Consider the following 5,238-nt stretch of genomic DNA (forward strand, 5'->3'; position numbering starts at 1 on the left):
TTAAACAACTTGCCTCAAAATTAATACTAAGTTCAGATACCGCGGTGCAGTTATCACTTCTAACAGTAAAGGATCGTCTATTATTAAGTATGCATAATCATTATAAAATTGGTGACTTAGATTGTATTACTAAGCAAATTTTATCGAGTGAAGTTCATGCACCAATTAGAAGTTTAAATCGATCAATAGCTCAGTGCAGAAATGAAGGGTTTATAAGTTATAAAGATAAAAAATTCTCTATTATTTCAATAGAAGAGTTAGAAAAATACCTTGAAGATTTTTACTAAGATAAAAATTTCTTCACTTGCGCACGGTGTCTTCTCCTAGGGGAACTGTGCGCTTGATTAACAGATTTCTCATCTTCCTTCGATAAAATTTCATTCCAACATCTTATTAGCAAGTGTTTTATTATGAATTTACAGTGCGGGATTATTAGGAGCCTGACTTGCCACTTGTTTAAATGCGCTCACAATATTATTTCTACCCATTAATGCACTTGCTAATTGATCATTTTTTAAAACTTCAAAGTAGTCTCTTATAATATCCCTATCTTTAGGTGGGTTTAACAATCCACTTGGAATGGTGTTAAACATTGTGTATTCCCTTGAACGAACATATATCGGACATAACCCATTAATAAATCTCTTGACCTTACATAATTAGGACTACTTACATTTGGACTATAATGGGATCTTCTTTGAAACATTTCGTTACCGAAATGTATTTCTTGTTCGAACATAAGCATAGCTAAACTTAATAATGCATGTTTTTTGTTACCAGTTGCTACAGGCATTTCCCCTCGCCATACCTGTTCGCACTCTGCATATGTAGTTTCATTTAATAACATCTCATATAATTGCTGATGTGTTAATTTTACATTATTCATATTCCCTAAAATATCAAAATAACCTTGTTTTCCCCTTGAAAACTTAGCAAATTTAGGGTTAATTCTAGCCATTAGAACTCCTCTTTTATTACTACAAAAATAGTATACCTTAAACAAAATATATACATATATACTTATTATGTTGTTTTGTGTATTTTTAGTTTTTTCCACAATAAAGTTAGCTAATTTTATCTTGTTGGTAATTTAATATGTATAAACACTAATGCTGTTTAATGTAGAAAATTTTATTAGATTATGGCTCAGTTATCATTATGAATCTATTCACTTCGCTGGAGGATAAAATGCATTCTTTGGACTCAGAAGAAGATAAAAGAAAGTTAAAAAGCAAAACTAGCTAATTTGGCAAGATTGTTTATGACGTACATTGTTGTTTGGTCTTGCACAATTTCATCTGTCTGACCCCCTCCAATCACTCCTTTTACTGCCCTCCTAATTTTCTATAAGCAGCTACACCACCGACTGCATCTACAACTGCTGCCTTGATAGGATTAATTGAAAAATTTAATGAATTACTGTAAGTCGTTTACCGTTCTAAAGTTCTACTTTTTTATTCAACCACCAGGAAGATAGATTTAATTTATATTTCATAAATTGATACTAATTATCAATATTTCAGAATATTTAAATATTATGATTTTCGAATTAGTTCCATTGTGATAAATTGGAAATATCACACTGAAATGAAAAAGCGTGACAATTAAAGAAATAGGAGGAAATGAGATTTGAAAAATTTTAAGTTTATGAAGTTCTTAAGTAGTAATCTAGTTTTCGTTATGGTGCTTTCTCTATTGGTTCCATTGTCGAGTGCTAGTGCTGAACAGCTAAGTTTGTCTAAAGATGGTCCAACTCTCCACGAAAGCTTACAAAATGTATCAGGCAATCAAGAGGTTGCAGTCATCGTTCATTTATCTGAAAAGCCTGTTGCACTAGAGCAAGGAATAAGCCAAGTCAAAGGCCAAAAATTCTCTAATGCACGAGCAAAAGAAGTCCGTTCCAATGTGAAAGTACAACAAGATGTTACAAAGCTTGCAACCTACGAAGTAGCGAATGATAAAATAGCTACTGTAAAAGCAGGGGTAGTAAAAGGGAAAGGTCAAGGTAATACGACGATTACGGGAACGTATGGTGAGCACACACTAACATTTGATGGGTTTGTAAAGCAAGGTAATGGTAACGGTAATGGCAATGGTAATGGCAACGGCAACGGCAACGGCAACGATAATGGCAATGGCAATGGCAATGGCAACGGCAACGGCAACGGCAATGGCAACGGTAACGGGAACGGTAACGGGAACGGTAACGGCAATGGCAATGGCAATGGCAACGGTAATGGCAACGGCAACGGTAATGGCAACGGCAACGGTAATGGCAACGGTAATGGTAATGGCAATGGCAATGGCAATGGCAACGGTAATGGCAACGGTAATGGCAACGGTAATGGCAACGGCAACGGCAACGGCAACGGCAACGGCAACGGCAATGATAACGGTAATGGCAATGGCAATGGCAATGGCAATGGCAATGGCAATGGCAATGGCAATGGCAACGGCAACGGTAACGGCAATGGCAACGGTAATGGCAACGGTAATGGTAATGGCAATGGCAACGGTAATGGCAATGGCAATGGCAACGGTAACGGTAATGGCAACGGTAATGGCAACGGTAATGGCAACGGTAATGGCAACGGCAATGGCAATGGCAATGGCAATGGCAATGGCAATGGCAATGGCAATGGCAACGGTAATGGTAATGGCAACGGTAATGGTAATGGCAATGGCAACGGTAATGGCAATGGTAATGGCAACGGGCAATGGCAATGGCAATGGCAATGGCAATGGCAATGGCAATGAAATAATAATGAAGTTTCCGAGGATGATTTATAATTAATTTCAGTTCAAGCAAAAAGAGAAATTGCACAGCGCAATTTCTCTTTTTGGTATTTATTATAAAGCAATCCCTTTAAAAAGATTATCTCCTACTTAACTAACTGTGACATATACTTACTGAATTTCTTGCCAGATACAAATCAGTTCCTCTCTATCTCTCCCAAATCAACGTCATTTGGTGTAAAAGCGCTTCCCATGTTTGCTTTTTTTCTTTCGTTACTTTGTCAAAAATATGCATAATAAAACCGCACTTACTTATGATACGGTTCACCTTTATTTGTCTAAGTGCGGTCTCCCAGCATTTGCTGTGAGAAGCTTTAAAATTTTATACTGCACTGGTGTCAAATGAACCTCTTGTTTATCAACGGTAATGACTTTCTGTTCATCATCAATCATGAGCCCGCCTGTTTGCAATACATAACTACTCACCTCAAGACTCCCAAATGTCGTATACCTTCTTAGCTGCGATTTCACTCTAGCCACAAGTTCTAATGGATTAAATGGCTTGGCCATATAATCATCTGCTCCGATATTCCATAGTAATTAGGTGAATAACGTGATTTCGAATAAGATCGATTGCCTCTATACCATTGTAAGCTTTGAATACTTTATATCCCTCATTTTCTAAATAAATGCTAATCGCCTTTACAATTTCTTTATCATCATCACAAATCAAAATGTTCATGTTGCTTTGAAATAAAGTTTGAGCAAAAATACCTCGCAAACCCTCATTTTACGATAAATAAGAAGAATCCCTTTTGAAAAAGATTGATTAAAAGGGATTCCTCTTTAGCAGTTTTAAGTTAGGTAATTATAAAAAAGTTTGATTATTTTCGACCTGTGTTGCTCCACAATCGCGCCCGATTGTTGAAAATCATTGCCATATATTATTAAGCAAAAGCCCCCGTTCCTTTAAGTAGATTCCTTCACAGTACACGGCGACAAAGAAATGTTGAGTATTAGATTAAATTTTATTAAATAAACCTATGGATGTATCTTTTGAATCTAGAATAATAGGCAGTTACATCATCTCTGTTTTGAGAAAGTAAATCGATGATCATTTTTTCTTTATTACCATGTTCACTGTAAAAGAATTTCAGTCTAATTTATTGGAAAATAAATTGATACATATTTTTTGATGATAAAGAAAAAGTTATTTAAATATCCTTTTTTTAGTAGTATTATGTTATGGTTTAAATAATATTTTTTAAGAGAATAAAAATTTTATTCAAAAAAAGGATTTATTCTAAAAGGAGTGTTTTTTTAAAATGTTAGGTTTATTTTTAGGTATAGTACTTATCATAATAGGATTTTTTATAATTCCTATTGGCTTTGTTCAATTAAAAGATGAATTAGGGGATTATAGTGATAAGCCAATATATAAAAGAATATTTGTTTATACTATTGAAATTTTTAGTTTCTTAAACCTTAGTAACATCATTGGTTGGTTATTGGGTATAGGGTTTTTACTAGTTATTTCAGGTTTCTTTTTTGTAATTTTATTTTTTTCTAAATTATAATACTATTTATGGTAATTTTGAATATAAATAATATATTAGTAAAACATAGTTTAATATTTTTATTATAGTGTTATAGTTTAATGGTGAAGGGTGAAATAAAATAGTGATTTCTCGTAATTATAAAAAAACATTTAAAGAGCGTTTGGGGGTATAGTTACATGAACATTTTCAAGAGTTTAGGATTCGGTATAAGTATGGGATGTACAGTTTTTGTTATTGTTAATCTTATTGGATTAAAGGAGATTTGTTTTTAGATGCTGTTATGGCTACTTTTCCTCAACAAGTATTAGGATCAAATATTCAAATATTGTTGGAATTGCTTGTATACTCCCTTCATACATCTATAAAATATAACGTTTAACATTCTTACAACAAAGTGCTTGTCATTTTTTTATAGCTATAGGTACCTTTATAGTTGTTGCCTTTTCTTTAAAATGGATTCCTACATTTTCGATAAAACTAACTATCCTATTGTTGCTATTTAATGTATTAATTTTTGCATTTGTTTGGCTGTTATTTTATTTTTATAGTCAAACGGAAGTAAAAAAAATGAAGAAGAAAATTATTGAGCATACAGACAATATAATCAATAGTATTCTTTGATAGAAATTCAATAAAACAAGAGGCTAGTCAACAAAATAAGCCTCTTTTACAATTATCACTGTATGAACCAATGATTCTTCAACTAAATTGCTCCGTTAGTTTAAGTACTTCTCTTCACAATCGCCATGTCCAATTTAATTATTGTATTTTATTCAACTAAATGGCCCTTTTCATGAATCAGAACCACCAGTATAACTGGTGGTTTGCTCTGCGCGTGAAACGCTGGGGTACTGGCCCATCCTGAAGGTCCGCCAACCGCACTCCGTTTCCACACCAACCGCTAAAGCGGCTTACTTATTTTTTCTTTCTCTTGATTTCTTCA

Annotated in this window: 5 protein-coding genes and 2 pseudogenes; 4 read left to right on the top strand and 3 right to left on the bottom strand. The window is 33.8% G+C overall.

The window, feature by feature from the left end:
• Window positions 1-287: pseudogene (locus ACOMCU_RS27740) on the top strand (Crp/Fnr family transcriptional regulator); the annotation flags it as partial.
• Window positions 288-416: 129 nt separating this feature from the next.
• Here ACOMCU_RS27740 and ACOMCU_RS27745 read toward each other — a convergent pair.
• Both ACOMCU_RS27745 and ACOMCU_RS27750 read right to left on the bottom strand, forming a co-directional pair.
• Entirely contained in the window at window positions 417-593 is a 177-nt protein-coding gene (locus ACOMCU_RS27745) for a hypothetical protein (protein ID WP_421052259.1), read from the bottom strand.
• A complete protein-coding gene (locus ACOMCU_RS27750) occupies window positions 563-958 on the bottom strand; it encodes a hypothetical protein (RefSeq protein WP_421052260.1) in 396 nt (131 codons plus the stop codon). Before ACOMCU_RS27750 ends, ACOMCU_RS27745 begins: the two co-directional genes overlap by 31 nt.
• A gap of 689 nt (window positions 959-1,647) precedes the next feature.
• Between ACOMCU_RS27750 and ACOMCU_RS27755 the strand changes: the two genes are divergently transcribed.
• The gene (locus ACOMCU_RS27755) at window positions 1,648-2,757 is read left to right on the top strand and encodes a hypothetical protein (RefSeq protein WP_421052262.1); all 1,110 of its coding nucleotides are present in this window, start codon (window positions 1,648-1,650) and stop codon (window positions 2,755-2,757) included.
• A gap of 489 nt (window positions 2,758-3,246) precedes the next feature.
• On the opposite strand, the pseudogene ACOMCU_RS27760 reads toward ACOMCU_RS27755, so the two are convergent.
• Window positions 3,247-3,478, bottom strand: a pseudogene (locus ACOMCU_RS27760) (response regulator transcription factor); the annotation flags it as partial.
• A gap of 583 nt (window positions 3,479-4,061) precedes the next feature.
• Here ACOMCU_RS27760 and ACOMCU_RS27765 point away from each other — a divergent pair.
• Window positions 4,062-4,313, top strand: a complete 252-nt coding sequence (locus ACOMCU_RS27765) for a hypothetical protein (protein ID WP_421052261.1) — start codon at window positions 4,062-4,064, stop codon at window positions 4,311-4,313.
• Window positions 4,314-4,724: 411 nt separating this feature from the next.
• On the top strand, window positions 4,725-4,916 hold the full coding sequence (locus ACOMCU_RS27770) for a DUF3021 family protein (protein WP_421052263.1): 192 nt from the start codon (window positions 4,725-4,727) through the stop codon (window positions 4,914-4,916).
• Window positions 4,917-5,238: the final 322 nt, after the last annotated feature.

The sequence above is a fragment of the Lysinibacillus sp. UGB7 genome (assembly GCF_049058285.1).
GTDB lineage: Bacteria > Bacillota > Bacilli > Bacillales_A > Planococcaceae > Lysinibacillus > Lysinibacillus sphaericus_B.

Excerpts from the sequence above, each read along its gene's own strand:
- ACOMCU_RS27745 (WP_421052259.1), bottom strand. The coding sequence starts at position 593 with ATGTTTAACACCATTCCAAGTGGATTGTTAAACCCACCTAAAGATAGG.
- ACOMCU_RS27750 (WP_421052260.1), bottom strand. The coding sequence starts at position 958 with ATGGCTAGAATTAACCCTAAATTTGCTAAGTTTTCAAGGGGAAAACAA.
- ACOMCU_RS27755 (WP_421052262.1), top strand. The coding sequence starts at position 1,648 with ATGAAGTTCTTAAGTAGTAATCTAGTTTTCGTTATGGTGCTTTCTCTA.
- ACOMCU_RS27765 (WP_421052261.1), top strand. The coding sequence starts at position 4,062 with ATGTTAGGTTTATTTTTAGGTATAGTACTTATCATAATAGGATTTTTT.